Here is a 25,021-nt window from a genome sequence, read left to right as displayed (position 1 = left end):
ATGCTGCAGATTTCGACAGCATGTATTTGATTTATGTTCAGATATAAATGTCAGACTGCATATATAAACAAGCATAGCCTGAGATTTCTATACGGTCATTTTCAAGCATTTGACAGTGTAACTCACCACCACGACTCGAAGCTTGATACGCTAAGATCTGACGCTTGTGTAGACGTTCTGCCCAAATAGGGACGATTCCAGTATGAATAGAACCCGTAACAGGATCTTCATTGATGCCATTACCCGGTGCAAAATAGCGTGAAATGCAGTCATATTGCTGGGCTGCCGCAGTGATTGCAACATCAGTGATCGTACCCGGCGCTGTGATGGCGGTGCGGATTTTGCCAAGACGTTTTAAAATTTCAAAATTCGGTTGTTCATCCAAGACTTGTTGTGCCGTTTCATATTCCACGATATACGCCTGCGCATTCAAATAAACCTGCTTAAAAGGTTGACTCAACCCTAGACGTAGCTCTTCAGGATATTCGCTCACGACCTGTGCCCGACGCACAGGGAAATTCATCAGAATTTTTCCATCTTCAGCTTTATTTACGCTAAAAATACCGAGATTTTTGACATGAAATTGGATGTTTTTTTCAGCCGTATAAAACTCAAAAAGCACATAACTGCTGGCCAATGTCGCATGTCCACAAAAATCCACTTCAGTGGTCGGCGTAAACCAACGAATTTCATAATTGCTGCTGTCGATTTTTTTCACAAATGCAGTTTCAGACAGATTATTTTCCAAAGCAATCTGTTGCATCAAGTGTTCATCTAACCATTCATCCAACACCAAAACCGCCGCTGGGTTGCCTTTAAATAACACTTGGGTAAATGCGTCCACTTGATACATTTTCATTGATAGAACTCCTGATTTAGTGATTTATATTAAAGGCTTTTGAAAATATTTCATGCGTTATATGCTATGTAACAACACTTTTTAATAAAACATCTAAGTTTTAGATGCACTTAAATATAGGTACAATTTTGAAAACGCATATTCACCCTGTTCCTTTAGAAAAATCATACCGACTTTTAAATCATGGCCCGACTGTGCTCGTCTCTGCTCAGGATCAAACCCATACTGGTGTGATGACTGCAGCATGGGCATGCGCCTTAGAGTTCAACCCTGCAAAAGTGACGGTAGTACTGGATAAATCAACTAAAACACGTGAGATTATTGAAAATTCAGGTTATTTCGCCTTACAAGTACCGACACTGAAACAACTCAAAATGGTCTATGCACTTGGCATGATGAGCCAACGTGATGCGCCAGAAAAATTACGCCAATGTGGCGTGGAATTATTTCAATTTAATGCCTCTGATATTCCTGTGGTTGAAGGTTGTGCTGCTTGGCTACTGTGCAAACTTATTCCTGAACCTCACAATCAACAAGCACATGATCTGTTTATCGGCGAAGTCATTGCTGCTTATGCAGACGACCGCGTCTTCCGTAACGGACATTGGTATTATCATGAAGTAGCAGATGAATGGAAAAGCCTACATCATGTTGCTGGCGGGCACTTTTATACCATTGGTAATCCTGTATCTGTAGACGAGACACCAGACTAAAATAGCGCTATGAACTCTGTCGTTTATTTAGGGTTGAAAATCGATAATCATACCTTTTGAGCATTTTCATGCTAACTTTAACTTAATTTAAAATATTGAATGAATGGATATGACGTTTAAAATACATACATTGGATGTCAAAAATTCACTGCAAAATTATATTTGGCTGCTTGAGCACACCGAAAGCCATGATGTCATTGCAGTAGATCCTACTGAAGCCGCTTTGGTCGAGCGCTATTGTCAGGTATATCAGCTCAATCTTACGCAAATTTGGCTAACGCATTGGCATAAAGATCACGTCGGTGGTGTACCTGAACTTATTCAAAATAAAAACATTGCCGTTTACGGCCCCCGTGCAGAATTAAGCCGTATTCCATGGGTGAATTTTCCTCTCGATCATAATGACCGTTTTGAATTTCATGGTCTTGAAGTTGAAATAACAGCAACGCCCGGCCACACCCTCGGTCATATCGTATATTTTATCGATGACATTCATACACTTTTCTGTGGCGATGTATTATTTGCTATGGGCTGTGGACGTGTATTTGAAGGCACCTTTCAACAAATGTACGATTCCTTGAACCGTATAGCCGCATTCCCTGCTGAAACTCAAGTGTATTGTACTCACGAATACACCCTATCGAATGCGCAGTTTGCGCGGCATGTTGAACCTGACAACCTTGCCATACAACAGCGGTTTGATGAGGTTGAATCCCTACGCATGCTCGGGAAATGTACTTTGCCAAGCAGCATTGAATTAGAACTAGAAACCAATCCATTTTTACGTGCAGAAAGTGTTGAAGCGTTTCAGCGCTTAAGAGAACTCAAAGACAATTTTTAATTGGATTGCGAGTTATAAGCATTTAAGATTTCATCACAAATAAACTGTTTTATTTGTGATGAATATTTCGGGCCGATTCATCATTTTATTTATAAAATTTGATTGGTTGCAGCAAAATCATCCAATTCGGCTTGAGTCACAACTCGTACGGCTTGCATTTCATCGATACGTACCATCAATAAACCACCTAATGCAGGCTGATAACGTCGCGCACTGCCAAAAGGCGTATATGCCACTTTGGATTGCTCCGAAAAGACCAACCAATCTTCATGTCCAAGCATCACCGCAACAGGCGTCTGCCCTGCTTGTTGCATCTGTTCAATTTTTGCTTTGACATCGTGCTCAATGTTTTGCATGCGTTCAATCTATTTATATCGATGGGATATAGTATAAAAGCATTTCGACAAATCTTGATGTGAAATAGCTTTGCATGCTCACCTATCCAGTTAATTTGGCTGTGAACAAGTCTTTATTTGCAATCAATACTGCACACCTAATCCACTATACTTTCTAAGTTAAGTCATCGCTTATTTTGCACACAGCTTCTCTATAGGCATAGGATAGATTTTAAGCCAGCAGTTAAAACCCAAATTTTCAAAATACGTTATATTTACTTACATTAAGTTTAGATTGTTATAAAACAGCGAGTTAAATGAATTTATACAATTTATAAGCCGATAATCTGTTTATTTATCAATCAAAATTTCATATTTTAAATAAAAGTTTTCCATTTCCCCTTTAAAAAATATTTTGACACCCCTATTTAATATTTTAATGATTGATAAGGAGTTCGCTCGTGAAAAAAGTGGTTAAAGCAAAAAATTTAGTTGCCTTCCGTCTTTGGTTAGAAAAGTTAGGATATTCTGTTCGTACACTGGCAGATAATCGTGGATTTACATTCAGTTTTAAAAAAGAATATGGTCTAGTGACTGTAGATTTGTCTGGTAATGCTTTGGCCATGCAGCTCGGTGAAGAGTTTGAAGATCATTTAAAGGCATAATCTTCTTTATAATTTATGCGAACGATTAGAAATAAATGATTTAATTCGATTGATTCGAATCCGCATTTCTAAATTTGCCCGTATATGCGGGCTTTTTTTCACCTTTGTTTTACTGACTCATTTTAACGAGATAAATTTCAGACAATAAAAAAGCAAGATAAGACATCTTGCTGTATCTCTGGTTCATCATTCTTTCATTAGATTTTTTTATTAGATTTTTTTATTAGAATTAGTCTTCAAAAAAGACCATGTTTAAGACACTGATTTTTTCGCATTTCAAAAACAAAAAAGCAAGGTATAAAACCTTGCTTAATCTAATGGTGGGGACGGAGAGACTCGAACTCTCACACCTCGCGGCGCTGGAACCTAAATCCAGTGCGTCTACCAATTTCGCCACGTCCCCAACTCGGGTGCTGACAATGTCAGACTTTAATTTGTTTAAAAACCTGTTTATTTTGCAACTTAATAAATTAAGTGGTGGGGACGGAGAGACTCGAACTCTCACACCTCGCGGCGCTGGAACCTAAATCCAGTGCGTCTACCAATTTCGCCACGTCCCCAACAGGGTTGCTGACAATGTCAGACTTTTTAAAACTTGGCAGAGGATCAAGGATTCGAACCTTGACGAACGGTTTTGGAGACCGTCATGCTACCATTACACCAATCCTCTGTGACCTTCATTACCAAACTCATGTTTAGTAATTCAGTGGTGGGGACGGAGAGACTCGAACTCTCACACCTCGCGGCGCTGGAACCTAAATCCAGTGCGTCTACCAATTTCGCCACGTCCCCGATGGCTGTGTATATTATAGAGATCATCCCTACATGACAAGCCTTTTTTATAAAAAAGCATCTTGTTTGTTTAAATAAAAAACAATAGTGCTTTTTTTGTATTTTTCTTAAGCAAATTCAGCAACTAAGTCGCTTTTTAAGCGATAAAAATCCACCAATCTGTCATTTTTTTGCTTCATCAACATGTGTTGCATTAGCTGATTAAACCCTTGATATTGCATTGGCAGATCAAGCTTTAAGCGTTGGCAATGTAAATAGGCCCAATCTTGATAGTTTTTCGCCTCTAAACGCTGTGATGTCAGCCATTCCAAGAAAATTATCCCCAATGCGTAGATATCACTGTGCAAAGATTTTGCTTGTCCATGGAAAAGTTCTGGAGCCATATAACGTGGTGTCGCAGTTAAGGCATTTTGCTGGTCAACAGCCAACGGGAGCGCTTGCTCAAAGTCGATGAGTCTGCACTGCCCTTGCCAATTCACAAAATGCTCTTGTTTTAAATCTGCATGTATCCAACCGTGCAAGCTTAATCGCTCAACCACATCGATTGCTTGCCATAGCACTTGCCTCACCTGCTCAATGCTCAAATTCGATGCAGGCTGTAAGAACCAAGGCTCAGCATTGGGCAGTATTAATAGGCGATCAATAGGCTCTTGCTGAATACTGAGATGCGTCTCTTTTATCACTTGAAAAGGTAGCGTGATACTGTTTTGTCTAGACGCTTGATTGAATAGCTGGTACAGCTCAATTTCTCGACCAAAACTAGCTACATGTTCAGGGCTGCTGTCACTGACTTGTGCCTTGAGCCAATAACGTTGTTGATTGAATTGAAATTGATATAGACGACGGCCAAAAACCAAACTTTTGGTTTTGGTTTTTGGCTCGCAAATGGTTTGCGCTAAATCTGTGGATTTAAACCGCAATAAATTCTGCATGTCGTTGACTGGGTTCATTTTGATAATTTAATAATTCCAAACAATGCTGAATGGTCTTACCAATGCGGGCTTGCGTTTCGATTAATGAAATCTTCGGCCAAGTGGCTCTTTCACCTTCACGCTGCAATACTTTAAACAGATAAGGTCGAGGATTTTGCAACATATAACTATAGTGTCTTAAGCCATATTTCCCCACAATATTGACATCACCATAGTAACGCTGATCCACCACGCCATAACCATGATCAAGCAACCGCCTTACCGGTGGAATACTTCCTGCTCGCTCACGGGCAAAATCCATCACCCCTTTACTAATCACCTTACCTTGACGACGAACGATCCGCTCAGGCCAACTCAACATGCTTTTACGAAAGCGTGAAGCATCATCCTGCATAAACGGCACAATATGCGGATTGACCTGACTAGCGATACTGTAATTAATATTATACAAACGCGCCATTTTCTCCTGTGGGAAATCACTGCGCACACTGCCATCCACCCAACGCGTTGCCGACATATATGGCGTAAATTGCCCGTCATAACGCTTACTGGTCAGTCGTACCGGTGGAAATAGAATGGGCACTGCACAAGATGCCAACACTGCACTCCACACCAACAAATCTGGTGATGTATACGCATTCATAATTCGTGCATCTTGTGATGCATCATAAGGCGCAACTGCCACATTGATATGCAGACCTGATTGCTTATATGCTTCGGCAAAAGTTAAGTCACCTAAGTTTTCAACCAAAAACTTTTTCAGATATTTTACATCTGCCAAACCGCCATTACCCTGCACTAACTCAGTCAATTTACGAAAGTGAAATGCCTCACTAAAGAAGTTTTGTCCATTTAATAAATTGGTAAATTCTGACGGTTTAGATACACCCAACATCCCGGTCATAATTGCGCCAGCACTGGAACCTGACAGAACTTTTGGCATCAAATCTTGTTCCATCAGTGCTTTACACACACCGGTATGAAACAAACCTAAAGTTGAACCGCCTGAAAACATCAAAACAGGTTGACCATACGCTTTTTTGCTTTGTTCAAAAAATTCAATTTTTTGTACAGCATTGAGACAAACGCATTCGTCGGATGCGATAAAAGCCAAACTTTGACTCACCTCATCAACATAGTCTTCAATAATTTTTTTGGTGCCGACGTAGGCTTCTGTAAACAGTAAAGGATGAGCAATATTGCCCACATCATAAGTTAAACCTTCACTTAAAATGTACATCAAATCTCGGGTACGTTTCTGAGCACGATATCGTCTCAGTAACCCTAAACGATGAGTAATAATTTCTGCATCAAAATACGGTGAACTATTATCGAATTTCCATTCTTGCGCACCCGATTCTTCATCTATTTTAAGTGCGATATCTTTCCATTCTTCATAACACTCAGCACGTTCAAGCTGACGCTTTAATTTTTTTATCCGATATGCCTGATGTGGATTAATACTTTTTGAAAACCCTGTAAACAACATGACTATCCCTCAGCACACTTTAAACTGTTCACTCAGCTAGATTTATAACAACTTTTTGGTTGTTCGAATAGCGCTGATCTCCCAGAACAATCATTAAACTTTGACATATTTAGGCGATTATAACTGCATTATTGATGTACACTGCTGTCATATACTAACCAACAACAAGACACGACAAGCTGACTTATCATGGCTACAATTGATTTACCTGACAACATCCTTCAATCGCTATCTACTGTACTGTTACAACTACAGCACAGTTTGCCTGAGCTTAAACAAGCACCCGATTTTTCGAGTATCGCGTTCAAATGGCAAGATAAACAGCTTAAAGCCATTCAACAGCCCAAAGTCATGTATTTAGAAGACTTAAAAGGAATTGAGCGTCAAAAAGAAAAAGTGATTCAAAACACTTTACAGTTTATAAAAGGCTTACCTGCCAATGATGTTTTACTCACTGGCTCTCGTGGTACAGGTAAATCATCCATCGTCCGTGCCCTACTGACCCATTATGCAGATCAAGGTTTACGTTTAATTGAAATTGAGCGTGATGATTTATCTGATTTGCCAGAAATCCAAAAGTTAATTGAAAAGCGCCCTGAAAAATTTATCGTGTATTGTGATGATTTGGCGTTTAATGCTGAAGATGAAAACTATCGCAGTTTAAAAAGTGTTTTAGATGGTTCATTACAATCAGGTTCGAGTAATTTTATTATTTATGCTACCAGTAACCGTCGTCATTTATTGCCTGAATTCATGCATGAAAACACACCTGTAACCAAGGTAGATGTGCCTCAATATACCGAACTTCACCCTCAAGAAGCGATTGAAGAAAAAATATCTCTTTCTGACCGCTTTGGGATGTGGCTGTCTTTTTATCCAATGGATCAAAATTTATATTTAGAAATTGTTGAACATTATTTGGCAAAAGCTGCAATGCCTTGGACAGATGAAGCGCGTGCTGAGGCACTACGTTGGTGTCAAGGTCGTGGGCAACGTTCAGGGCGTGCTGCTTATCAGTTTTCAAAGCATTGGATTGGGTCTGAAAATCTAAAGGCTTTGGAAAAATAACGTCTACAATATTTTTATGATCTGAAAATATAAGTTCTGCAAAGCCAGTCAGACAATTTCAGCTAAAAGCAGCCACATCCTCGTTGGCTGCTTTTAAATGCTAATAAACTCTTGATTGAACCAATTGCTTGAAAATCATTAAGAACACACCACTTATGGCGCTAAATTGAGTTGACCAATCACATATAAGGTATTGCAATCAATCACATTTTTCTCCGCATCAAGGTATTTTTGCTCCAAGATCCCATCCGTTTCTGTAAAACCATAATCATCATTTATAATTGCCAAATGCTGTTCATCAATCACCCACAAGCCTTCAACTTTATCGTGTGGATAATGTAAAGTTTCGACTAAATCGACAACTAAGCTCTTTGCCACAGGCAAAATATTTAATTTTTTTAGCGCCTCCCACCCCTCATTAAGCACATATTGTTCAGGTGTTTGCCCATCAATGAGCAATCCTAAAGATTCATTTTGCTAAAAATGATCACTTAGTTGAACTTTTTCTAGGTTTGTCGCCGCATCGAGATATATTTTATAGATTCGTTTAAAAGCGTTTGGATTATCTTTATAAAAATCATCATCACGTTCAGCCACTAAAAAACATGTTTCACTCAGCGCGACAATGGCTGTATTTGAGTTTGACTTAAGTTCTTGCCGATATAGATATTGTTCAGTTGAGCCATCGTCTAAATTGACCACCACAATACGAACCAAGTCCGACGTTGTGACTGATGAATCTGGATTACTCATCGTCGACTGCATGATGCCGACCAATTTTTTTTGATCTGGTGTAATCGTCAGACCTTCCATCCCTCGATTTTGCTTACGGTTGGCAAATGCATTTGGAAGAAAATAACCCGACTTGCAACGCTCATCTTGTTTGTATGCATTAATACGGTCTATTTCCACGCCTTCGCTATTAAAATGAACGAGATGAGGCCCATATTCATCACTCACCCAAAATGTGCCATCTTTTAATGCAACCAAACCCTCAGAATCTAAGCCATATTCATCTGTGCTAATTGCTAAAACCACACCATTTTGATCATAAGCCACTTCTTTTGTTGCACCAAAATGCCGATTTGGCAAACCTGTTATAGGTCTCCCAGTTGGATCTTTGAGTAATATTTCTTTCAATTTTTTAATCGATCCATCGAGCTGCAATTCAAAAAGTCTGATTTTTGGCATATAGCTTGGATCTAAGAATATCTTGCCTTTATCTCCATTCACATCATAGGTTGTATTCGGACCTCGATCCGTAAGAGCATAAAATTGATATTTTTGAGTGGGATGTGGGGAAATTTCCGACCCAAAACCTCCACAATGAATTTCAATAAAATGGTCTTGTTTTGCCCCATCTGGAATATTGTGGATATCCAAAGTTTCATAGGGTAAAGAAACACCTTTATAAAATTTCTTTAGGTCAATATGACTTTGATTTGGTTTTGATTGATCCAAAGCTTCATTATTTTTTGTCATTATTTCACATGGCTCTAATTATTTATTGAGCCATCATATCCACAATATTGTTCTAAAACCACAGTCTCTTTTTTGAAACACACAATAAAAAAAAGAGGCTAATTTAGCCTCCTTTTTAAACGATTTTTACGCTTCGTTTGGATTACCTAATTCCGTCATCGGCCAACGCGGTGTAGTCGTAACAGACAAACCATCACGTTGACCCGCTTTAAGACGCTGATAACCAGCAAATGCAATCATTGCGCCATTATCTGTACACAGTGCAGGTTCTGCATAAAACACATTTGCACGGATTTTTGCCAAGTCAGCTTCTAAGCGCTCACGTAAACGCTTGTTTGCACTTACACCGCCGGCAATAACTAAACGTTTTAAACCCGTTTGTTTTAATGCTTTCACTGATTTTTTCACCAATGTGTCAACCAACGCTTCTTGGAATGATGCAGCGATATCCGCCTCACGACCTTCGCCTTCAACTTTTTTCAATTGAACTGAAACGGCAGTTTTTAAACCACTAAATGAAAAATCTAAACCTTGGTGTAGCATTGGACGTGGAAATTCAAAGGCATTGATGTCGCCATTGATCGCCAATTTCGAAATATTTGGACCACCTGGGTATGGTAGACCCATCATTTTAGCGACTTTATCGAATGCCTCACCTGCTGCATCATCAATCGACTCACCCAATAATTCATATTGACCAATTCCATAAGCAGCCATCAATTGAGTATGTCCCCCAGAGACTAAAAGTGCCACAAATGGAAATTCTGGTGGAGTTTTAGACAACAGCGGCGCCAACATATGACCTTCCATATGATGTACACCAATTGCAGGTTTATTCAGTGCAAATGCCAACGTACGACCAAACAATGCGCCTGTCATTAATGCACCCATCAAGCCCGGCCCGCGAGTATATGCAATGGCATCAATTTCTGATTTATCAACTTTACTTTCTTCAAGCAGTTGTTTTAATAACGGAATTAACTTACGCACATGGTCACGTGAAGCTAATTCAGGTACCACACCACCATATTCTGCATGCAGTTTGATTTGGCTATACAATACTTGTCCGCGTAATCCTTGCTCACTATCGTAGAGTGCGAGTCCTGTTTCATCACACGAAGTTTCCAAGCCTAAAACGATCATTAAACTGCCTTTTGCCCATTTCAAAATATTGCGAAACCTATTATAGACTTGTGATATGAGATGTAAATGAGTAAAATACTGACCTTCACTTGTGATCAAGGGTAATTCGACCCGAGATCTTATCCATAACTTAATGAGGATTCTTCATGCCACAAGTTAAATTGAAAGAAGGCGAACCAGTAGACGTAGCTATCCGTCGTTTCAAACGTTCATGCGAAAAAGCGGGTGTTCTTGCTGACGTTCGTAAACGTGAATTCTACGAAAAACCAACTCAAGAACGTAAACGTAAAAAAGCTGCTGCTGTTAAACGCTACCAAAAGAAATTGGCTCGCGAATCAGTACGTACTACTCGCCTTTACTAAGATTAATTTGTGATTGATTGACTAACCTGGACAAGATAAATGACTACTTTAAAAAACCAAATAACTGAAGTTTTAAAAGCCGCTATGCGTGCTAAAGAAATGGACAAGTTAACGGTAATACGTAGTCTACAGGCAGCAATCAAGCAAATCGAAGTCGATGAGCGCATAGAGCTTGACGATAAGCAAGTTCTTGCGGTCATTGAAAAGCAAATCAAACAACGCAAAGAATCGGTTAAAGCCTTTTTAGGTGCAAATCGAGATGATTTAGCTAGTAAGGAACAAGCCGAGATTGAGGTGTTATCTCAATTTCTACCAGAAGCTATGACTGAGGAAGAACTTGATTCCATCATTGCGCAAACAATTACTGCGCAAGAAGCTACTAGCATGAAAGATATGGGTAAGGTGATGAACTCTCTACGTCCGCTCATAGCCGGACGTGCCGATCCTGCACAAGTTTCAGCTAAAATTAAAGCGAAACTCTCTTAATCTTTCATCTATATTGTTTGATTTGGTCTATTTAAGTACGCTGATGACTTAAATAGCCAAATTATCCAAATTCAAATTTATTCATCATTTATAATTTTCTTTCTTATCTAACGATTTCATACTTACAAATATCTCGCCAACTTCCATCTACTGGATTTTGAATTGCAGCTTGTTCGATTTCAATCAATTTAAAATTTGCTCGTTCACATAGACGTCGTGCTTGCTTGTTTTCTACATCTACAAAAGCGTTTAATTGCTGAAATCCTAGATCATTCAATAATTGATCCACAAATAACTGCAAGGCTTCAGTCATCAAACCCTGCCCTTTAAATTCAACATTTCCCCAAAACCCAACGTTAGCTTGGTTTTCCATCCAATTGATTTGATGAATATCCATGACACCTAAAAAGTTATGCGACTGTTGCTCACGAATCACATAAACAAAATTTTCCTGATTTAACGCAGCCAACACTCTCGAATCACAAAATGCCAATGAAGCATCTAAATTAGGTTCTTGTAAAGACCAAGCCAAACTTGCAGGAAACATTCGTAAGGTTTCTATACTTTGACAAATCGCCTCATAAAGTGCTTTTGCATCGTGGCGCTGAATCAACTGAAGCGTGATTCTGCCATGACTCATATCAAAATCATCGAGTTTCATTTTTATTTAGTTTCTCGTAATGATTTAAAATGCTAATAAATTTACTTTTAATTTAGGGTACATTGCACATTATATTTTTTTAATAATTGCATCTCTTTTGATGCGATCACCTGCTGAATCACATCCTGCTTATTCATATTACGGTACTCACGATCTAAAAATGCACGATTTTCGTCTGCAGCACGATAAAGATCATTCACATAAGTCTGAACAATACCGCAGTATTTCACTTGCTGGTCTGCTTTAAATCCCTGTTGCTGCGGATCTAATTGACTAAAAAATTGGCGTACATCGGTTTTATATTTTTCGTTAATATCATTCACAGCAATCACATATTGTTCTGCGCTAGCTGCTGCAATATTCGTTGCTAAGCCCAACAGACAGGCCACCAAAATCATATTTTTCATTTGTAAGTTCTTAATCATAAACATTTTACATACAGCTAGTTTACACTGATTAATCTAAACCACTAAAACTACAATTTGCACTTTATAATCGACATAGATAAGTGCATCACATTTGAAATCTTTATATTTTTAATTTCCGTTCATTTTGCATTTCGTCTACACGTTGCTTGATTTTCGCAGAAAGACTTTTCGAGTCTTTGGCGATGCGCTGCGCCTGTAGCAAAGATTTAATCGCACGTTCTTCATCCCCGCCCCAATACTCTACTTCAGCTCGATATCGTAGTACATTGACTGAACGGAAGCTTGCATCTTTATCTGCATCAGCCATTTGCAACATCAGTCGCCAACCACTCAAGTCACGCGGATTTGCTTGTAAAAAACGCTGTAGAATCAGTTGTGCTTGTGCATATTCTTTGTTTCGAATCAAAGCCTCTGCATATTTATAATTTAATGCACGATTTTCAGGCATGATGATTGCCGAACTTTTCACAGCGTTCACGGCTTCAGCCGCTTTGTTTTGACCCAACAGCACATCGGTCTGCAAAATAGTAAAAAGTGCATGCGAAGCATTTTGTTTTGCTGCTTCATTTAATAACTTTTGAGCAGCACTAAAGTCACCTTGTTTAATATGCAAGCTCACCAAAGCCAACTCAGCTGCATAATTCTTTTGTGCCACCATTGTATTTAATTGCAATTCAGTTGCCTGACCTGAGAGTACTCGACTATACCAGCGCAGAATTTCAAAATCTTGATCAACCAAACTAGTTTTAACTTTAGGCAACTGATTGGCACGTAAGCGAGCTTCGCTCATACGCTCCGTAGTTAAAGGATGCGTCAACCAAAAATCAGGCAGAAAGCTCACTCGACTCGTAGAGCGATGCATCACTTCAAAGAAGTCAGCCATGCTCTGTGGATTGTATCCAGCACGATACATATACTGCATCCCGATACGGTCTGCTTCACGTTCTTGGTTTCGGCTATAGGTTAGCTGTTTATCCATCAAAGCGGCTTGTGAGCCCATCATTACAGCCGCACCCACATCACCATCTGCCTGTGAGGCCACCAAGGCTCCAACCAAAATACCGGCTAGTGACAGTAAACCTTGCCCTTTAAAGGCTTCCTGCGAACGACTGTAATGACGTTGTGATACATGTGCAATTTCATGTGCCATCACCCCTGCCACTTCATCCATATTACGTGCTGAATTAATTAATCCCGCATTTAATGCAAACAAGCCACCTGGTACAGCAAAAGCATTAATTTGTGGATCATTAATTAATAACAAACCGACCGGTTGATTAAGTTGAGTTTGGCTCAAAATATGCGTAAAGACAGATAAAAGACGATCTTCCATCCACGGATTTTCAGTCACAGGAAGTTGACGATGCACCTCACGATACACCTTCTCACCAATGGCACGTTCTTTTTGTTGATCCAACAAGCCGACGCCACTACCTATTTCAGGCACAGAAAATTGTGGGGATGAACTAAAATCTACGGACTGCGTCTGCGCCAATGTCGAACAAAGCCCGAGACCACATGCCAGTAAAATCTTTTTCAAAGTCTATTCTCTAAATTTCATATTCATACTTCATCGAATATAGCATTGAATTTTGGTGAATTATGGAGAAAACTGTTGTGATTGTTTATTCAAATTTTGGATTGACCACATAGCGTGGCGCGCGCTCATGTACCAAAACATCCACTAGATTTTGATAAGCCAACTCTGCCATACGTTTACGGGTTGCCGCTGTTGCTGAACCCACATGGGGTAATGTCACGACATTGGCTAATGTAAATAATGGCGATTCTTGAAGCGGCTCTTGCTCATAAACATCTAAGCCTGCTGCAAAAATTTGACCACGACTTAATGCATCGATTAAAGCGGCTTCATCAATCACTGAACCGCGTGAAATATTGACCAATACTGCATGCGATTGCATCAAGGCCAACTCACGTTCACCAATTAAAGCTTTCGATTCTGCATTTAAATTCACTGCAACGACCACAAAGTCAGCACGTTGCAACAAATCATCCAAATCGCAATATTGCGCTGATAAAGATTCAGCCAATTCAATTTTTTCTCGGCGATTATGATAGAGCACATTCATATTAAAGCCGTAGCGAGCACGACGCCCAATCGCTGCGCCAATATGCCCTAAGCCAATAATTCCGATGGTTTTAGCAAAGACATCCATGCCAAATTGCTCAGGACCCACTGTACGCTTCCACTGCCCTTGTTTGGTCCATTGATCCAATACAGCCACTTTACGTGCTGCACTCATCAACAAGGTAAATGCTAAATCTGCTGTAGTTTCCGTCAGTACATGCGGAGTGTGGCTCAACCAGATATTTTTTTGGTTTAAAAATGCTAGATCATAGTTGTCATAACCGACACTTACACTTGAGATGACTTTTAATTGTGATGCATGGGCTAAATTCGAAGCATTCAACAAACGCCCCGCACCAATCATGGCGTCAGCATCTTTTGAATGCTCAAGTATTTGCTGATTCACATCGCCCAATTTAGGGCTAATTTGGAAAACTTTAAATTGCTGTTCTAAACGTTGAATTATTTCTTGATCTATTTGACTAAAAACCACTACTTTTTTTTGCATAAATTTTCCATTTACGTAATTTAAGTATTTTGTCCTGCCTTATTTTGCATAAATTGCCATAGGCGTTTTTTCAATAAAGGCTGTTCAATCATTTGCTGTAAAGATGCCAATGGATACACCTTCGCATGCTCTAAATGCGGAATATCGCCTAGGCAAATGACATTTTTATCCAAGCTCATCGCATCGATAAAGCCCTGCACATAAGATGCTGCACCACGACCATCTTGCAAATTCACCCAACCAAATGGCCACTGTAAGGCAAAAAAATCTGCACTGACTGCGCGCTGAATATTGCTCCACAAAACTTGCTGCTCTGCAGTTAATTCTGTGGCATCAATAACAATGACACAGTGCATTAAACAGATAGCTTCTAAGTTAAACGAAGGGATTTGAACAATCGGACGAACTTCAACAGGCTCAACAACCTTTGGTTCATCTTTAGGTGCTTCTACAGGTTGATTTACAACAACATCAACGTTCTTTTTAAGCTCAGTCTGTGATGGAACAGGCGTTGGCTGAGGCGCATTTTTGAGTAGAATTTCAGAGACTATTTCAGGAGCCGCCTGATCTCGCCAAATATTTGAGCTAAATTGCTGACACGGAGCTGCCTGAGGAATCCATATATCAATTCCCATTGCCGCCATTATGCTTCGCTGATGCCCAATCATGCTTTCATTTTCACCTATTCAAGGCTTGATATTCTAACGGGATTCATTGGTTTTTGCTGAACTTTTATAAATCAATTAGATCATACTATTTCTTTAAAGATTCTGTAGACTTGCTCAGATTACTTTTCATTGACACTTTTAATCTATTCATAAATCAAGCCGCTATAAATAATTATACGATCATTAAACTATTTTTCTTTTGCATTAGTTCAACTATCTCAGCTGATTCAAATCCAATACGCCAATATAGTAGCTGCAAAACATCCAACTCATCTTGCGTGATAATTCGATCATTCCATAAACATATTTCAGCAACCCCAAGAATGCTTAGACGCTCACGCAGCAGCAGCCCAGAAATATCATTTAGGATTTCAGCCAAATCAATTGGCTCATCAGATATATCGCGATAGAACTCTAGTTCTTCTTTCGTTAAGATTCGATTGAGGATTTTTTCACGCACTTCGAGTTGGTTATCACTGTTAATTTGTTGCACATGCAACAAGGCATCAATCAAACGCACAATACTCGGTTTTACATCTTCTAAAGATGTAGGTGTATGTGCAGGCAACAGATTTAACTCATATTTGACTGTTTCAAGTAGTAATGCATCGAGCAAACCAATTTCACCATCTTCCTGAATAATTTTGGCCAGCTTGGTTAAGAACTGCCGTGAAATTGTTGCTGGCATGGTACCAATATTTTTACATGCCTCATGAAAAATTGAGATATGCACACGACCATCAAGATTCAATAATGCATCTACAATCGCACGACTCACTTCAGCTTCAGTCGGAATAAACTCTCGATACTGACGAATCATTAAAATCGCCACCATCACTTCACGCGAACCGGTTGCTGTTTGTAAGGCACGTTGGATTAATTCAGGTCGCTGCCAATTTTCACGAATCTCCGGGTTTAACGGTTTAATCGCATCTCGTATCGCAAAACTAATCGGTGATAAGCGCAGTAAAGGCAATGGTTGCGGCGAGTTCCATGGTGTCGCAACATCTGGATTGGCTTCTTCCAACGAACGGAATAAATAAAATAGCGGTTGGTTTCGCAGTTTTTTTAAATTTTCAAGTTGCAGATCATGAATAAGCGCCGGATTTAATTCAAAAATACGCTGCTCAATACTCGGATGAATGTTCATCCAGTTTTGCGGACTGAGTGAGTTTGCAAAACACATATGAGAAATCGATTCCGCATATTCACTATGAATCTGCGAACCTGAATGATGCACATAAATCCTTAATAAGGTTTGAATATTGGCATCATTTTGAATCAGACGTTTAGTTTTCTGGTCATTACGATAGGTTCGAGAACCCAAAGAGATATATTTAATAAAGCGGGAAATCAAAACACCTAAACTACCGATCAACCAAATAACTGCGCCAATCGCTACAAAGAGCGTTTCAAACTTATTGTCCCGTGCTTGTCCATTTTTATAGAAACCACGTTTTGCAATTTTACTACCCCACTGACTAAAGGTCGTCAAACCGCTATATAAGATTTTCAAACGGGTATTTTCAGCAGCTTCCCCCGACAAGATCTTATTAAATTCATGGCTCAGCAAACCATACATTTCCATCTCATCTAGGGTTTGTAAGGCACCCCAGGTTAAAATGATCGATGTATCTCGAGGGCTAAAACCAGCGGTGAGCGCATTCACACCCACTTCATCAGGTAAGACATAAAGTGCAGGAGTATCGATTAGAAAGGTATCTGCCAGTTGCTCCGTCATACGCAGTGCAACACTTTCTTCAGGAATACTTTCAATGAGACTCAGACGTCGCGCACCTAACTGTTTTGCAAGTGAATAGCCGCCTAAGCGAAAGGTGTAAAAATCATAGAGAACTGAAACCAACATAATCAGCAGTACAGTAGCCACTAAAAATGGGCTAAGGACATGCCAATAGATAGACTGAGTGGAATCATAATAATCCACAATTAAACCGACAATTACATTAATAATTGCGACGGTCAAAAACACTGCCGCCATACACATGGTGACAGGCCAAAACATATTTTTGTTTTTTATAAAATCATAACCCACACGTCTCAATGTAATACCCTTAAGCTACATTGTCTTTTGTTTGCTCATCATAAATGAAAAAAGCGGGAAATTCCCGCTTTTTCAGTGTGTTTTCAGCAGATTATTCTTCGCGAACACCTGTTAAATCCACAGAAGCTGCATCAATGTTAACATCGATATAAGCTGGCTTTTCATTTTTTGCAGAGTCATTACGCTTACGCTCTAATGCTGCCAAATATTCAGCATCAATACCACCTGCCACATATTTACCATCAAATACCGAGCAATCAAAGTCTTGTAACTCAGGGACTTTCTTGGTGCGTACTGCAGATTTCAGATCTTCCAAGTCTTGGAAAATCAAGCGATCAGCACCAATAATTTCACGAATTTCTTCAACGCTACGTTCTGACGCAATCAGTTCAGATTTGGCTGGCATATCAATCCCGTACACGTTTGGATATTTCACCATCGGTGCAGCAGACGCAAAGAATACTTTTTTCGCACCCGCATCACGCGCCATTTGAATGATTTCGTTACAAGTTGTACCACGAACAATCGAGTCATCAACCAATAGTACGTTTTTGCCTTGGAACTCTAGCTCTACAGGGTTAAGCTTTTGACGCACAGATTTCTTACGAAGTTGCTGACCCGGCATAATGAAGGTACGACCGATATAACGGTTCTTCATGAAGCCTTCACGGAATTTCACACCTAAAGTATTTGCAAGCTCTAGCGCTGAAGTACGTGAAGTATCAGGAATTGGGATCACGACATCGATATCGTGCTCATCACCCCATTCACGCAGAATTTTCTGAGCAAGTTTTTCGCCCATTTTCAAACGTGCTTTGTAAACTGAAATACCATCAATGGTTGCATCCGGACGCGCAAAATATACGTATTCAAAGATACAAGGACGATATTCAGGGGCTACTGCACACTGCTTGGTCGACATCACGCCATCAGCAGTAATATAAATTGCTTCACCCGGTGCAATATCGCGCTCAACTTTAAAGCCAAGCGCTGTAATTGCGACAGATTCAGACGCAATGATATATTCCATACCATTTTCAGTTTCACGCGAACCGTAGATCAATGGACGAATACCATTTGGATCACGAAAACCCACAAGGCCTTGACCTGTGATCATAGCAACAACCGCATAACCACCTTTGCAACGTTCATGCACACGTGAAACCACGTGGAATACATCTTCAGCGCTTGGTGTAAGTTTTGCGCGTTTTTGCAATTCGTGAGCAAATACGTTTAATAATACTTCTGAGTCTGAATCGGTGTTCATATGACGTAAGTCAGTCTTGAACAAGTCATCATGAATTTCAGCAGCATTAGTTAAGTTACCATTATGTGCAAGCGTGATGCCATAAGGTGAGTTTACATAGAATGGCTGAGCTTCAGCACTGCTTGAAGAACCAGCAGTTGGGTAACGAACATGGCCAATACCATAATTACCCTGTAATGCACGCATATGACGTGTGTGGAACACATCACGTACCATACCCGTATCTTTACGCAGGAATAAACGACCATCCTGACAAGTTACGATCCCGGCTGCATCCTGTCCACGATGTTGTAACATCGTTAACGCATCAAACAACATTTGGTTAACAGGTGATTTACCAGCTATACCAACTACTCCACACATAGCAACCTCGCAGACAAGCTAGGGTTAATAAAAAGGATTATTTGTTGACTCACCCGATCCAGAACGTCCGTGCTTGTTCTGCGACTCAGATGGGAGGTCTGAAGATTTCTGAGCATCTTCAGACTGAATATGATGAAGTGCTTGATTTGCAGCATCTTTGGACAATTCGGTTGCCCAAGGCGCATATGGCAATAATGACTGAACCATTTTAGATTGTTTCCAATGTGGTGAACTTTCTACCCAAGGACCTAGCCCCTGCATAGTGATCAACACCACCAACAATCCTTTCAAGCTTCCAAAAACACCACCTGCCAGTCGATTTAAAGGACCAAGCTTTAATGTTTTCAAAATACTGTTCAATAACCATGTCGCGACCCAAGTCATGACTACAATCAACAATACAATAAATGCGAACGCGGCAATCTTCTGTACCACTGGATCTGTACTTAAAGATGTCATCGAAGGTGCAAGGACGGTTGCATACTTTGCCGCAATGACAAGTGCAAGAATCCATCCAATGAAGTTCGCAAAGGCTTTTACAAATCCTTGACGCAAACCGTTAAGCCCTCCAATGAGCAAAATAATCAGTATAAAGATATCAATGGTATTCATGATATTTACAATGCGTCTACGCAGTCTTTTACAAGTGTCGGACCTGTATATATGAGGCCACTATACACTTGTACAAGGCTAGCTCCTGCTTTTTGTTTCGCAACAGCATCCGCGCCCGACAAAATACCACCTACACCGATCAATGGAATTTGACCGTTTAATACTTTAGCAAAAGCCGCCAAACATGCCGTACTTTTTTCAAAGACTGGCGCACCGGATAGACCACCTGCTTCATCACCATATGGAAGGCCTTCAACACCTTCACGTGACAAAGTCGTATTGGTAACAATCAGACCATCAATTTTAAATTTTAACAATTGTTGGGCAATAAAATTAATGTCTTCTGGTTCTAGATCTGGTGCAACTTTAAGTACTAAGGGTACATAATGTTGATTTTCATCCGCCAACTCGAGTTGACGTTTCTTGAGTGTCTCTAACAGTTCAGTCAAAGCATCACCGCTTTGTAAGCTGCGAAGATTTTTAGTGTTAGGAGATGAAATATTAACCGTAATATAAGAAGCGTAGTTATAAACTTTTTCTAGACAAATCAGATAATCGTCAACTGCTTTTTCAACAGGTGTAACTGCATTTTTACCGATATTGATCCCAAGTACACCCTTAAATTTTGCAGCTTTTACATTTTCGATCAGCTGATCCACGCCATCGTTGTTAAAACCCATACGGTTAATAATGGCTTTTGCTTTCGGTAAACGAAATAAACGAGGTTCAGGGTTACCTGATTGTGGAAGGGGTGTAATTGTACCAATTTCAATAAAGCCGAAGCCCTGGCTCGCCAGCGCATCGATATAAGCACCGTTTTTATCAAGACCGGCTGCTAAACCAACAGGATTAGGAAATTCGATTCCCATACATGTCACTGGTTTAGACGCCACGTTTTGACGCATCATTCCCATCTTGTGAGAAGATTTCAACAGCGATAATGTCAGCTCATGTGCACGCTCTGGTGCTAAAGTAAACAACAAAGGGCGGGCTAGAGAATACAACATATCTATAAAAGTCTACTGCTTTTTAAGTCGGCATATTATAGGCACAGCACAAATAAAACACCATGCTTAGCAGATCTTTATTTTTACCGATTATTGTACACTCGCTGTTAATTTGACCTGTCCCGCTTCAGAACTTAATTCCATCTTTTCAATACTTAAACCCATTTGAACCAATTGCGTCAAAAAATTGGCCAGAATTGCATAATTTTCATGCATCACAGCAATCTGTATTTGCTCGCCGACTTGTTGAGATGCTACTGACAAGCCCTGTTGTTGCGATACACGCTGAACTTTTTCCAACGCGCTCAGTTGTGTATCACCTGCTGGTTTCATCGTGACGGCATTACTTTGCATCCAAACAACAGTATCTTTGAGTTCATTCACGCGCTTTTGTTGAAAATTTGCAGCTTTGTTCATATAAAACAGTGCCGAACCAATCGCTGCCACTACAACAAAAATTGTGGTAAAGATCACCATGACTCGTTCACGAGTAGAAAGTTGGTCTAAATAATCAGTGATGCGCTCAATTTGCCCATCTATACGTTGCTGTAGGTTTTCCATTTTTATCATTATTGTATTTTCACCAATCCAATCGCGCCGTTGGCACTTGGTTGAATATTCCCTAATTCGACTTTAAAACCTTGTTGTTTTAATTGATCAGTTAGGGTTTGTAGTACTTCTGCCGAATTAGCTTTTAACTCCATATTCAGCATCGAGGCTTCATAGCTCACACGATTTGCAGAAATTTGGTTTTGCATTAAAACTGGCCCGACACGGCTCAGTAAAGACAAAGCCTGTGCATTGCCCGTTTGACTCTGACGCAATTGTGATTCGAACTGGCTTTTCAGCGTTTGTTCGGTCACAGGATAGCTTTGACCAAACCAATATTTAAACTGATCAATCGCTTGTGCCGCAGTGATATTGGCCACTTTTTTGTATTGATACCAGCGAACTGCATCATAACTAAACTGAGTAATTAGAGCCGCAACCAAAACAGCTGCACAAGCTTTCCAATAACCGCTTACACCCGTATTGGTTTTGGCTTTCGGCAAAACATTCAGTGGATGTTGTTTCGGTTTTTTTATATTGGGTAATTCATAATGAAAAGATTCAATGTGATCATGCGTTACAGCGGCTTCAAGACTATGCGTCTGATCTGAACTTAGATTTGAAATCTTATAGTTCGGCTGACCAATTTGATAATCTAAGTACAAAGCCAAATCATCAACGGATTGCCCGACATATTCACCATTTCGGACCAATAAATGACCGCTGACATTTGCCAAAACATGTTGCCCAGCTTCTGGGCTTGGCAAGACCAAAAAGTCAGGTAATAACGAAATGACTTTTACAGGAATTAGCGTCAAAGCATGCTGCATCGTTTCGACTGTACTATGCGCAATCCCCATGACCGTTAATTCATCCGGACTTTGAAAATGATGCAATACTTTCATTGCATCCAAAGGCAAAATGACATATTCCTCAAGTAAATATTTTACGCCGTCTGGGCCAAGTTTTTTATATTGGTTTTTTGGAAAAATTTGCTGAATGATTTGTACATCACGACTTGGAAAGAAAACAACCGCTTCCTTTCCCGCATGCGGCTGAATTTCCTGAATCAATTGTTCAAGTGTCGATGACTGCTTCCAGAAATCCCCTTCTGACCATTGCCAAACCCCATTGGCTTCGGGCATCCATAAATACAACATTAATTTTTCTGCCGTTTTAATTGGTTTTTATGTTGATGGTATAAACGTTTTAATTTGTGTTGATAACCCTGGAGCAATGACCGCTTGTTCATAAATGCGCGCTTCTGCCAAAGCATAGGGATTAAAATATTCTGAGACCAAAACACTGGCCATATGTGCCACAACGTTCATATGGCACACCACCACAATAGACTCATACGGTAAATGTGACAACCATTCCACTGCAACTTTGGCATCATCTTCCGGTTTGATGGCATTACAAATAACCACAGGCACATGTGGAAAATGTTTTTGCAAAGATGAAAGTGTTTGCTGCGCACGCAGTAGCGGACTCACCACAAAAACGTCTGGTTGAATTATATCTTTCAAATATGCTGCAGTTTCTGCCGCTTGAGTTTGTCCGCGCGCTGTTAAAGGACGCTTTTCATCATTCCCCATTACTGGCGGAGCAGCTTCGCCATGCCTAACCAATGTCAGTTGCATAAAATTTCCTTATTCTATTCCGCACATTATATACAGCCAGTATGACAAAGCTATGTGTATTGCATATTAATCAGCAAACTTAAACTTGCTGATGTGGCAAGACAAATTCAACATCACTACGATGGCCATTTTTCATCAGTGACAATGCAATATTCAGTGCCGGTGCACCTTCAAAAATCACTTCGTACAAGGCACTGGTAATTGGCATATATACACCGAGCTCTTCAGAGCGTGCGCGTACTTGCACAATGGTATTAATCCCTTCCGCAGTTTGTCCCAGTTCTTTGGTGGCTTGCTCTAAGCTTTTACCACTACCGAGTGCAAAGCCGACTTGGTAATTACGGCTGAGCGGACTACTACAAGTTGCAAATAAATCACCGACACCAGATAAACCTAGGAATGTTAATGGGTTTGCGCCTAATTTCACTGCAAAACGGCTCATTTCTGCCAAAGCACGTGTCAAAATCATACTCTTGGTATTTTCACCGACACCATAAGCCGCAGCTAGACCCATCGCGACTGCATAGATATTTTTCAGAGCACCGCCCAATTCCACGCCATGCACATCATCACTGGCAAATACACGGAACAACGCACTGTGTAGCGCTTGTTGAACTGCATAACGAACCAGCTCAGATTGGCTTGCGATCACTGTTCCTGCTGGTTGTCCTGCAACAATTTCCTTCGCCAAGTTTGGCCCTGAAAGCACACCATAAGGGACTTCAGGAAGTTCTTCACGAATAATATCGCTCATAAAGCTAAAGGTATTGGCTTCAATACCTTTGGTTAAAGACACCACTGCTTGTGACGTGATAAAAGGCTTGATCTGCTGTAAAACACTACGGAAAGAATGGCTCGGAATGGCCACCAAAATAATGTCACGATTACATACTGCTTTTTCTAAATCTGAAACAGCAAGCAAACTTGCTTCTAATTGAAAATCTGGCAAGTAACGTTTATTAATATGTGTTGCATTAATGTCCGCAGCTACCGCCTCATCACGAATCCATATCATGGTGTCACAGCCATTACGTACTGCGGTATTGGCCATCGCAGTACCAAAACTCCCACCACCCAACACCGTAACACGTAGTGCAGTTTTTTGGTCAACTGACACAGGGCTAACAAGACTTGCAAAATCAAGTTCTGACATTGTTCTTTTATCCTAATTTCTTTACTGATCGAACTTCATCAATCGATCTATTTTTCACTTTTATTGGTTTGCTTTATGCCAATGGCTTACAAAGTCAGCAGACTGTATTTCAGCACGAGGTGGAATTGCTTTCACAGCTGTACCGATATAAATAATGCCTGAAATCAAATCGTTTTCCGTTAAGCCTAAGGCTTGTTTAAACAATTTAGATTCAACCACCGCCCCACTACGCCACATGGTTGAAAAGCCCTGTGCTTGTAAAGAGAGCAAAAAGTTTTGTACTGCTGCGCCTGAACTTAAAATTTGTTCGAAATGCGGAACTTTGGGATGATCTTGTAATTGAGTTAAAGCCAAAACCAATAGTGGCGCACGAAATGGATGGTGTTTCACACGTTCCAACTGCGCTTCTTCTGTTTGTCCAGTATCGGCTAAAGCATGTGAAAGCAACTCACCAAATGCTTCACGTTCAGTTTCAGGAATAATCACGAAACGCGTAGGCTTAAGACGATGATGATCTGGCGCCGTTAAAGCGGCTTGAAACGCATTTTCCAATTGCTCAGCATTCGGCGCAGGTTCAATTAAATGACCAATCGACTGACGCTGATGAATATTTTGATGAACTGTATCAACTGCTGATTTTAGAATTGACATCTATACACTGTACTTTAAAACGTTTGCTCAAGATTAGCATATTCTCAATAACTTACTCTAGAATGTTTACATCAGACTCGGTGCTTATTTGTTAAGTCAGCTTTATTCACAGATTTACTATAAAAAAACCGCATAACTTGTACAGCAGTTCCCTGTTCTATAAGAAATTTTATGTTCAAATAAATCAAATTGT

At 40.1% G+C, this 25,021-nt stretch carries 27 protein-coding genes and 4 tRNA genes; 6 read left to right on the top strand and 25 right to left on the bottom strand.

What is annotated here, in order from left to right; all coding sequences use genetic code 11:
* Positions 1 to 37: 37 nt before the first annotated feature.
* Positions 38 to 859 carry a PhzF family phenazine biosynthesis protein gene (locus tag FTU06_RS10685; RefSeq protein WP_180146528.1) on the bottom strand — a complete coding sequence of 274 codons (822 nt, stop codon included), beginning with the start codon at positions 857 to 859 and terminating at the stop codon, positions 38 to 40.
* A gap of 104 nt (positions 860 to 963) precedes the next feature.
* Here FTU06_RS10685 and FTU06_RS10680 point away from each other — a divergent pair, with 104 nt between their 5' ends.
* Positions 964 to 1,572, top strand: coding sequence for a flavin reductase family protein (locus FTU06_RS10680; RefSeq protein WP_180007298.1), 609 nt, complete (start codon positions 964 to 966; stop codon positions 1,570 to 1,572).
* A 109-nt stretch (positions 1,573 to 1,681) separates the two neighbouring features.
* On the top strand, positions 1,682 to 2,413 hold the full coding sequence (gloB, locus tag FTU06_RS10675) for a hydroxyacylglutathione hydrolase (RefSeq protein WP_180026842.1): 732 nt from the start codon (positions 1,682 to 1,684) through the stop codon (positions 2,411 to 2,413).
* Between the two features lie 89 nt (positions 2,414 to 2,502).
* Here the strand turns inward: gloB and FTU06_RS10670 are convergent, their stop codons facing one another.
* A complete protein-coding gene (locus FTU06_RS10670) occupies positions 2,503 to 2,769 on the bottom strand; it encodes a hypothetical protein (RefSeq protein WP_257223241.1) in 267 nt (88 codons plus the stop codon).
* A gap of 440 nt (positions 2,770 to 3,209) precedes the next feature.
* On the opposite strand from FTU06_RS10670, the gene FTU06_RS10665 reads away from it, so the two are divergent.
* Positions 3,210 to 3,413: a hypothetical protein gene (locus FTU06_RS10665; protein ID WP_078188846.1), complete on the top strand. Its 204-nt coding sequence runs from the start codon at positions 3,210 to 3,212 to the stop codon at positions 3,411 to 3,413.
* Positions 3,414 to 3,731: 318 nt separating this feature from the next.
* Here FTU06_RS10665 and FTU06_RS10660 read toward each other — a convergent pair.
* The 6 genes from FTU06_RS10660 to FTU06_RS10635 form a co-directional block, all read right to left on the bottom strand.
* Positions 3,732 to 3,816 (bottom strand) — tRNA-Leu (locus FTU06_RS10660).
* A gap of 72 nt (positions 3,817 to 3,888) precedes the next feature.
* Positions 3,889 to 3,973 (bottom strand) — tRNA-Leu (locus FTU06_RS10655).
* Between the two features lie 36 nt (positions 3,974 to 4,009).
* Positions 4,010 to 4,083 (bottom strand) — tRNA-Trp (locus FTU06_RS10650).
* Positions 4,084 to 4,120: 37 nt separating this feature from the next.
* Positions 4,121 to 4,205, bottom strand: a tRNA-Leu gene (locus FTU06_RS10645).
* 107 nt (positions 4,206 to 4,312) lie between these two features.
* On the bottom strand, positions 4,313 to 5,137 hold the full coding sequence (locus FTU06_RS10640) for a protein kinase (protein WP_180146525.1): 825 nt from the start codon (positions 5,135 to 5,137) through the stop codon (positions 4,313 to 4,315).
* Positions 5,115 to 6,626 carry a DUF3336 domain-containing protein gene (locus FTU06_RS10635; RefSeq protein ID WP_180146522.1) on the bottom strand — a complete coding sequence of 504 codons (1,512 nt, stop codon included), beginning with the start codon at positions 6,624 to 6,626 and terminating at the stop codon, positions 5,115 to 5,117. Before FTU06_RS10635 ends, FTU06_RS10640 begins: the two co-directional genes overlap by 23 nt.
* 189 nt (positions 6,627 to 6,815) lie before the next feature.
* Between FTU06_RS10635 and FTU06_RS10630 the strand changes: the two genes are divergently transcribed.
* Entirely contained in the window at positions 6,816 to 7,694 is an 879-nt protein-coding gene (locus FTU06_RS10630) for an ATP-binding protein (protein ID WP_168378934.1), read from the top strand.
* Between the two features lie 153 nt (positions 7,695 to 7,847).
* On the opposite strand, the gene FTU06_RS16875 is transcribed toward FTU06_RS10630, so the two are convergent.
* From FTU06_RS16875 to tsaD, 3 genes are all read right to left on the bottom strand, one after another.
* Positions 7,848 to 8,153, bottom strand: a complete 306-nt coding sequence (locus tag FTU06_RS16875) for an esterase-like activity of phytase family protein (RefSeq protein WP_257234395.1) — start codon at positions 8,151 to 8,153, stop codon at positions 7,848 to 7,850.
* Positions 8,154 to 8,171: 18 nt separating this feature from the next.
* Positions 8,172 to 9,176 (bottom strand): esterase-like activity of phytase family protein, encoded by a 1,005-nt coding sequence (locus tag FTU06_RS10625; protein WP_257234394.1) that lies wholly within the window; start codon positions 9,174 to 9,176, stop codon positions 8,172 to 8,174.
* A gap of 126 nt (positions 9,177 to 9,302) precedes the next feature.
* Entirely contained in the window at positions 9,303 to 10,319 is a 1,017-nt protein-coding gene (tsaD, locus tag FTU06_RS10620; protein ID WP_180146520.1) for a tRNA (adenosine(37)-N6)-threonylcarbamoyltransferase complex transferase subunit TsaD, read from the bottom strand.
* A gap of 146 nt (positions 10,320 to 10,465) precedes the next feature.
* On the opposite strand from tsaD, the gene rpsU reads away from it, so the two are divergent.
* On the top strand, positions 10,466 to 10,681 hold the full coding sequence (gene rpsU, locus FTU06_RS10615) for a 30S ribosomal protein S21 (RefSeq protein WP_001136722.1): 216 nt from the start codon (positions 10,466 to 10,468) through the stop codon (positions 10,679 to 10,681).
* Positions 10,682 to 10,720: 39 nt separating this feature from the next.
* On the top strand, positions 10,721 to 11,167 hold the full coding sequence (locus tag FTU06_RS10610) for a GatB/YqeY domain-containing protein (protein ID WP_078193617.1): 447 nt from the start codon (positions 10,721 to 10,723) through the stop codon (positions 11,165 to 11,167).
* Between the two features lie 103 nt (positions 11,168 to 11,270).
* Here the strand turns inward: FTU06_RS10610 and FTU06_RS10605 are convergent, their stop codons facing one another.
* The 14 genes from FTU06_RS10605 to FTU06_RS10540 all read right to left on the bottom strand — a co-directional run bounded on the left by FTU06_RS10605 (position 11,271) and on the right by FTU06_RS10540 (position 24,828).
* Entirely contained in the window at positions 11,271 to 11,807 is a 537-nt protein-coding gene (locus FTU06_RS10605) for a GNAT family N-acetyltransferase (protein WP_257234393.1), read from the bottom strand.
* Positions 11,808 to 11,875: 68 nt separating this feature from the next.
* On the bottom strand, positions 11,876 to 12,235 hold the full coding sequence (locus FTU06_RS10600; RefSeq protein ID WP_180146514.1) for a hypothetical protein: 360 nt from the start codon (positions 12,233 to 12,235) through the stop codon (positions 11,876 to 11,878).
* A 121-nt stretch (positions 12,236 to 12,356) separates the two neighbouring features.
* Positions 12,357 to 13,796: a M48 family metalloprotease gene (locus FTU06_RS10595; RefSeq protein WP_180146511.1), complete on the bottom strand. Its 1,440-nt coding sequence runs from the start codon at positions 13,794 to 13,796 to the stop codon at positions 12,357 to 12,359.
* A gap of 85 nt (positions 13,797 to 13,881) precedes the next feature.
* Positions 13,882 to 14,853: a D-glycerate dehydrogenase gene (locus FTU06_RS10590; RefSeq protein ID WP_180146508.1), complete on the bottom strand. Its 972-nt coding sequence runs from the start codon at positions 14,851 to 14,853 to the stop codon at positions 13,882 to 13,884.
* Positions 14,854 to 14,873: 20 nt separating this feature from the next.
* Positions 14,874 to 15,521: a hypothetical protein gene (locus FTU06_RS10585; RefSeq protein WP_180146504.1), complete on the bottom strand. Its 648-nt coding sequence runs from the start codon at positions 15,519 to 15,521 to the stop codon at positions 14,874 to 14,876.
* Between the two features lie 172 nt (positions 15,522 to 15,693).
* Positions 15,694 to 17,583 carry a M48 family metalloprotease gene (locus FTU06_RS10580; protein ID WP_180026853.1) on the bottom strand — a complete coding sequence of 630 codons (1,890 nt, stop codon included), beginning with the start codon at positions 17,581 to 17,583 and terminating at the stop codon, positions 15,694 to 15,696.
* Positions 17,584 to 17,674: 91 nt separating this feature from the next.
* The gene (gene purF, locus FTU06_RS10575; RefSeq protein WP_078193623.1) at positions 17,675 to 19,213 is read right to left on the bottom strand and encodes an amidophosphoribosyltransferase; all 1,539 of its coding nucleotides are present in this window, start codon (positions 19,211 to 19,213) and stop codon (positions 17,675 to 17,677) included.
* A 24-nt stretch (positions 19,214 to 19,237) separates the two neighbouring features.
* The gene (locus tag FTU06_RS10570; protein WP_078188866.1) at positions 19,238 to 19,825 is read right to left on the bottom strand and encodes a CvpA family protein; all 588 of its coding nucleotides are present in this window, start codon (positions 19,823 to 19,825) and stop codon (positions 19,238 to 19,240) included.
* Positions 19,826 to 19,830: 5 nt separating this feature from the next.
* On the bottom strand, positions 19,831 to 20,832 hold the full coding sequence (locus FTU06_RS10565; RefSeq protein ID WP_180003012.1) for a quinone-dependent dihydroorotate dehydrogenase: 1,002 nt from the start codon (positions 20,830 to 20,832) through the stop codon (positions 19,831 to 19,833).
* Between the two features lie 90 nt (positions 20,833 to 20,922).
* Positions 20,923 to 21,402, bottom strand: coding sequence for a type II secretion system protein GspM (gene gspM, locus FTU06_RS10560; protein WP_168378926.1), 480 nt, complete (start codon positions 21,400 to 21,402; stop codon positions 20,923 to 20,925).
* Positions 21,402 to 22,541 carry a type II secretion system protein GspL gene (gene gspL / locus FTU06_RS10555; protein WP_180026854.1) on the bottom strand — a complete coding sequence of 380 codons (1,140 nt, stop codon included), beginning with the start codon at positions 22,539 to 22,541 and terminating at the stop codon, positions 21,402 to 21,404. The genes gspM and gspL overlap by 1 nt, the downstream gene beginning before the upstream one ends.
* 27 nt (positions 22,542 to 22,568) lie before the next feature.
* Complete coding sequence (locus tag FTU06_RS10550) at positions 22,569 to 23,024, bottom strand: histidine phosphatase family protein (RefSeq protein WP_078193626.1); 456 nt, start codon at positions 23,022 to 23,024, stop codon at positions 22,569 to 22,571.
* Between the two features lie 79 nt (positions 23,025 to 23,103).
* Positions 23,104 to 24,177 carry an NAD(P)H-dependent glycerol-3-phosphate dehydrogenase gene (locus tag FTU06_RS10545; RefSeq protein ID WP_180023883.1) on the bottom strand — a complete coding sequence of 358 codons (1,074 nt, stop codon included), beginning with the start codon at positions 24,175 to 24,177 and terminating at the stop codon, positions 23,104 to 23,106.
* A gap of 60 nt (positions 24,178 to 24,237) precedes the next feature.
* Positions 24,238 to 24,828: a nitroreductase family protein gene (locus FTU06_RS10540; protein ID WP_171525909.1), complete on the bottom strand. Its 591-nt coding sequence runs from the start codon at positions 24,826 to 24,828 to the stop codon at positions 24,238 to 24,240.
* Positions 24,829 to 25,021 lie beyond the last annotated feature (193 nt).

Source organism: Acinetobacter sp. YH12052 (assembly GCF_013419835.1).
Taxonomy (GTDB): Bacteria; Pseudomonadota; Gammaproteobacteria; order Pseudomonadales; family Moraxellaceae; genus Acinetobacter; species Acinetobacter amyesii.
The sequence above is the reverse complement of the archived record's forward strand: the minus strand, read 5'-3'. Positions and strand labels throughout refer to the sequence as shown.

What these genes read in the sequence shown, in the direction of transcription:
- FTU06_RS10685 (WP_180146528.1), bottom strand. Translation starts at nt 859, where the DNA reads ATGAAAATGTATCAAGTGGACGCATTTACCCAAGTGTTATTTAAAGGC.
- FTU06_RS10680 (WP_180007298.1), top strand. Translation starts at nt 964, where the DNA reads ATGCACTTAAATATAGGTACAATTTTGAAAACGCATATTCACCCTGTT.
- gloB (WP_180026842.1), top strand. Translation starts at nt 1,682, where the DNA reads ATGACGTTTAAAATACATACATTGGATGTCAAAAATTCACTGCAAAAT.
- FTU06_RS10670 (WP_257223241.1), bottom strand. Translation starts at nt 2,769, where the DNA reads ATGCAAAACATTGAGCACGATGTCAAAGCAAAAATTGAACAGATGCAA.
- FTU06_RS10640 (WP_180146525.1), bottom strand. Translation starts at nt 5,137, where the DNA reads ATGCAGAATTTATTGCGGTTTAAATCCACAGATTTAGCGCAAACCATT.
- FTU06_RS10635 (WP_180146522.1), bottom strand. Translation starts at nt 6,626, where the DNA reads ATGTTGTTTACAGGGTTTTCAAAAAGTATTAATCCACATCAGGCATAT.
- FTU06_RS10630 (WP_168378934.1), top strand. Translation starts at nt 6,816, where the DNA reads ATGGCTACAATTGATTTACCTGACAACATCCTTCAATCGCTATCTACT.
- FTU06_RS10625 (WP_257234394.1), bottom strand. Translation starts at nt 9,176, where the DNA reads ATGACAAAAAATAATGAAGCTTTGGATCAATCAAAACCAAATCAAAGT.
- tsaD (WP_180146520.1), bottom strand. Translation starts at nt 10,319, where the DNA reads ATGATCGTTTTAGGCTTGGAAACTTCGTGTGATGAAACAGGACTCGCA.
- rpsU (WP_001136722.1), top strand. Translation starts at nt 10,466, where the DNA reads ATGCCACAAGTTAAATTGAAAGAAGGCGAACCAGTAGACGTAGCTATC.
- FTU06_RS10610 (WP_078193617.1), top strand. Translation starts at nt 10,721, where the DNA reads ATGACTACTTTAAAAAACCAAATAACTGAAGTTTTAAAAGCCGCTATG.
- FTU06_RS10605 (WP_257234393.1), bottom strand. Translation starts at nt 11,807, where the DNA reads ATGAGTCATGGCAGAATCACGCTTCAGTTGATTCAGCGCCACGATGCA.
- FTU06_RS10600 (WP_180146514.1), bottom strand. Translation starts at nt 12,235, where the DNA reads ATGAAAAATATGATTTTGGTGGCCTGTCTGTTGGGCTTAGCAACGAAT.
- FTU06_RS10590 (WP_180146508.1), bottom strand. Translation starts at nt 14,853, where the DNA reads ATGCAAAAAAAAGTAGTGGTTTTTAGTCAAATAGATCAAGAAATAATT.
- FTU06_RS10585 (WP_180146504.1), bottom strand. Translation starts at nt 15,521, where the DNA reads ATGATTGGGCATCAGCGAAGCATAATGGCGGCAATGGGAATTGATATA.
- purF (WP_078193623.1), bottom strand. Translation starts at nt 19,213, where the DNA reads ATGTGTGGAGTAGTTGGTATAGCTGGTAAATCACCTGTTAACCAAATG.
- FTU06_RS10570 (WP_078188866.1), bottom strand. Translation starts at nt 19,825, where the DNA reads ATGAATACCATTGATATCTTTATACTGATTATTTTGCTCATTGGAGGG.
- FTU06_RS10565 (WP_180003012.1), bottom strand. Translation starts at nt 20,832, where the DNA reads ATGTTGTATTCTCTAGCCCGCCCTTTGTTGTTTACTTTAGCACCAGAG.
- gspM (WP_168378926.1), bottom strand. Translation starts at nt 21,402, where the DNA reads ATGATAAAAATGGAAAACCTACAGCAACGTATAGATGGGCAAATTGAG.
- gspL (WP_180026854.1), bottom strand. Translation starts at nt 22,541, where the DNA reads ATGTTGTATTTATGGATGCCCGAAGCCAATGGGGTTTGGCAATGGTCA.
- FTU06_RS10550 (WP_078193626.1), bottom strand. Translation starts at nt 23,024, where the DNA reads ATGCAACTGACATTGGTTAGGCATGGCGAAGCTGCTCCGCCAGTAATG.
- FTU06_RS10545 (WP_180023883.1), bottom strand. Translation starts at nt 24,177, where the DNA reads ATGTCAGAACTTGATTTTGCAAGTCTTGTTAGCCCTGTGTCAGTTGAC.
- FTU06_RS10540 (WP_171525909.1), bottom strand. Translation starts at nt 24,828, where the DNA reads ATGTCAATTCTAAAATCAGCAGTTGATACAGTTCATCAAAATATTCAT.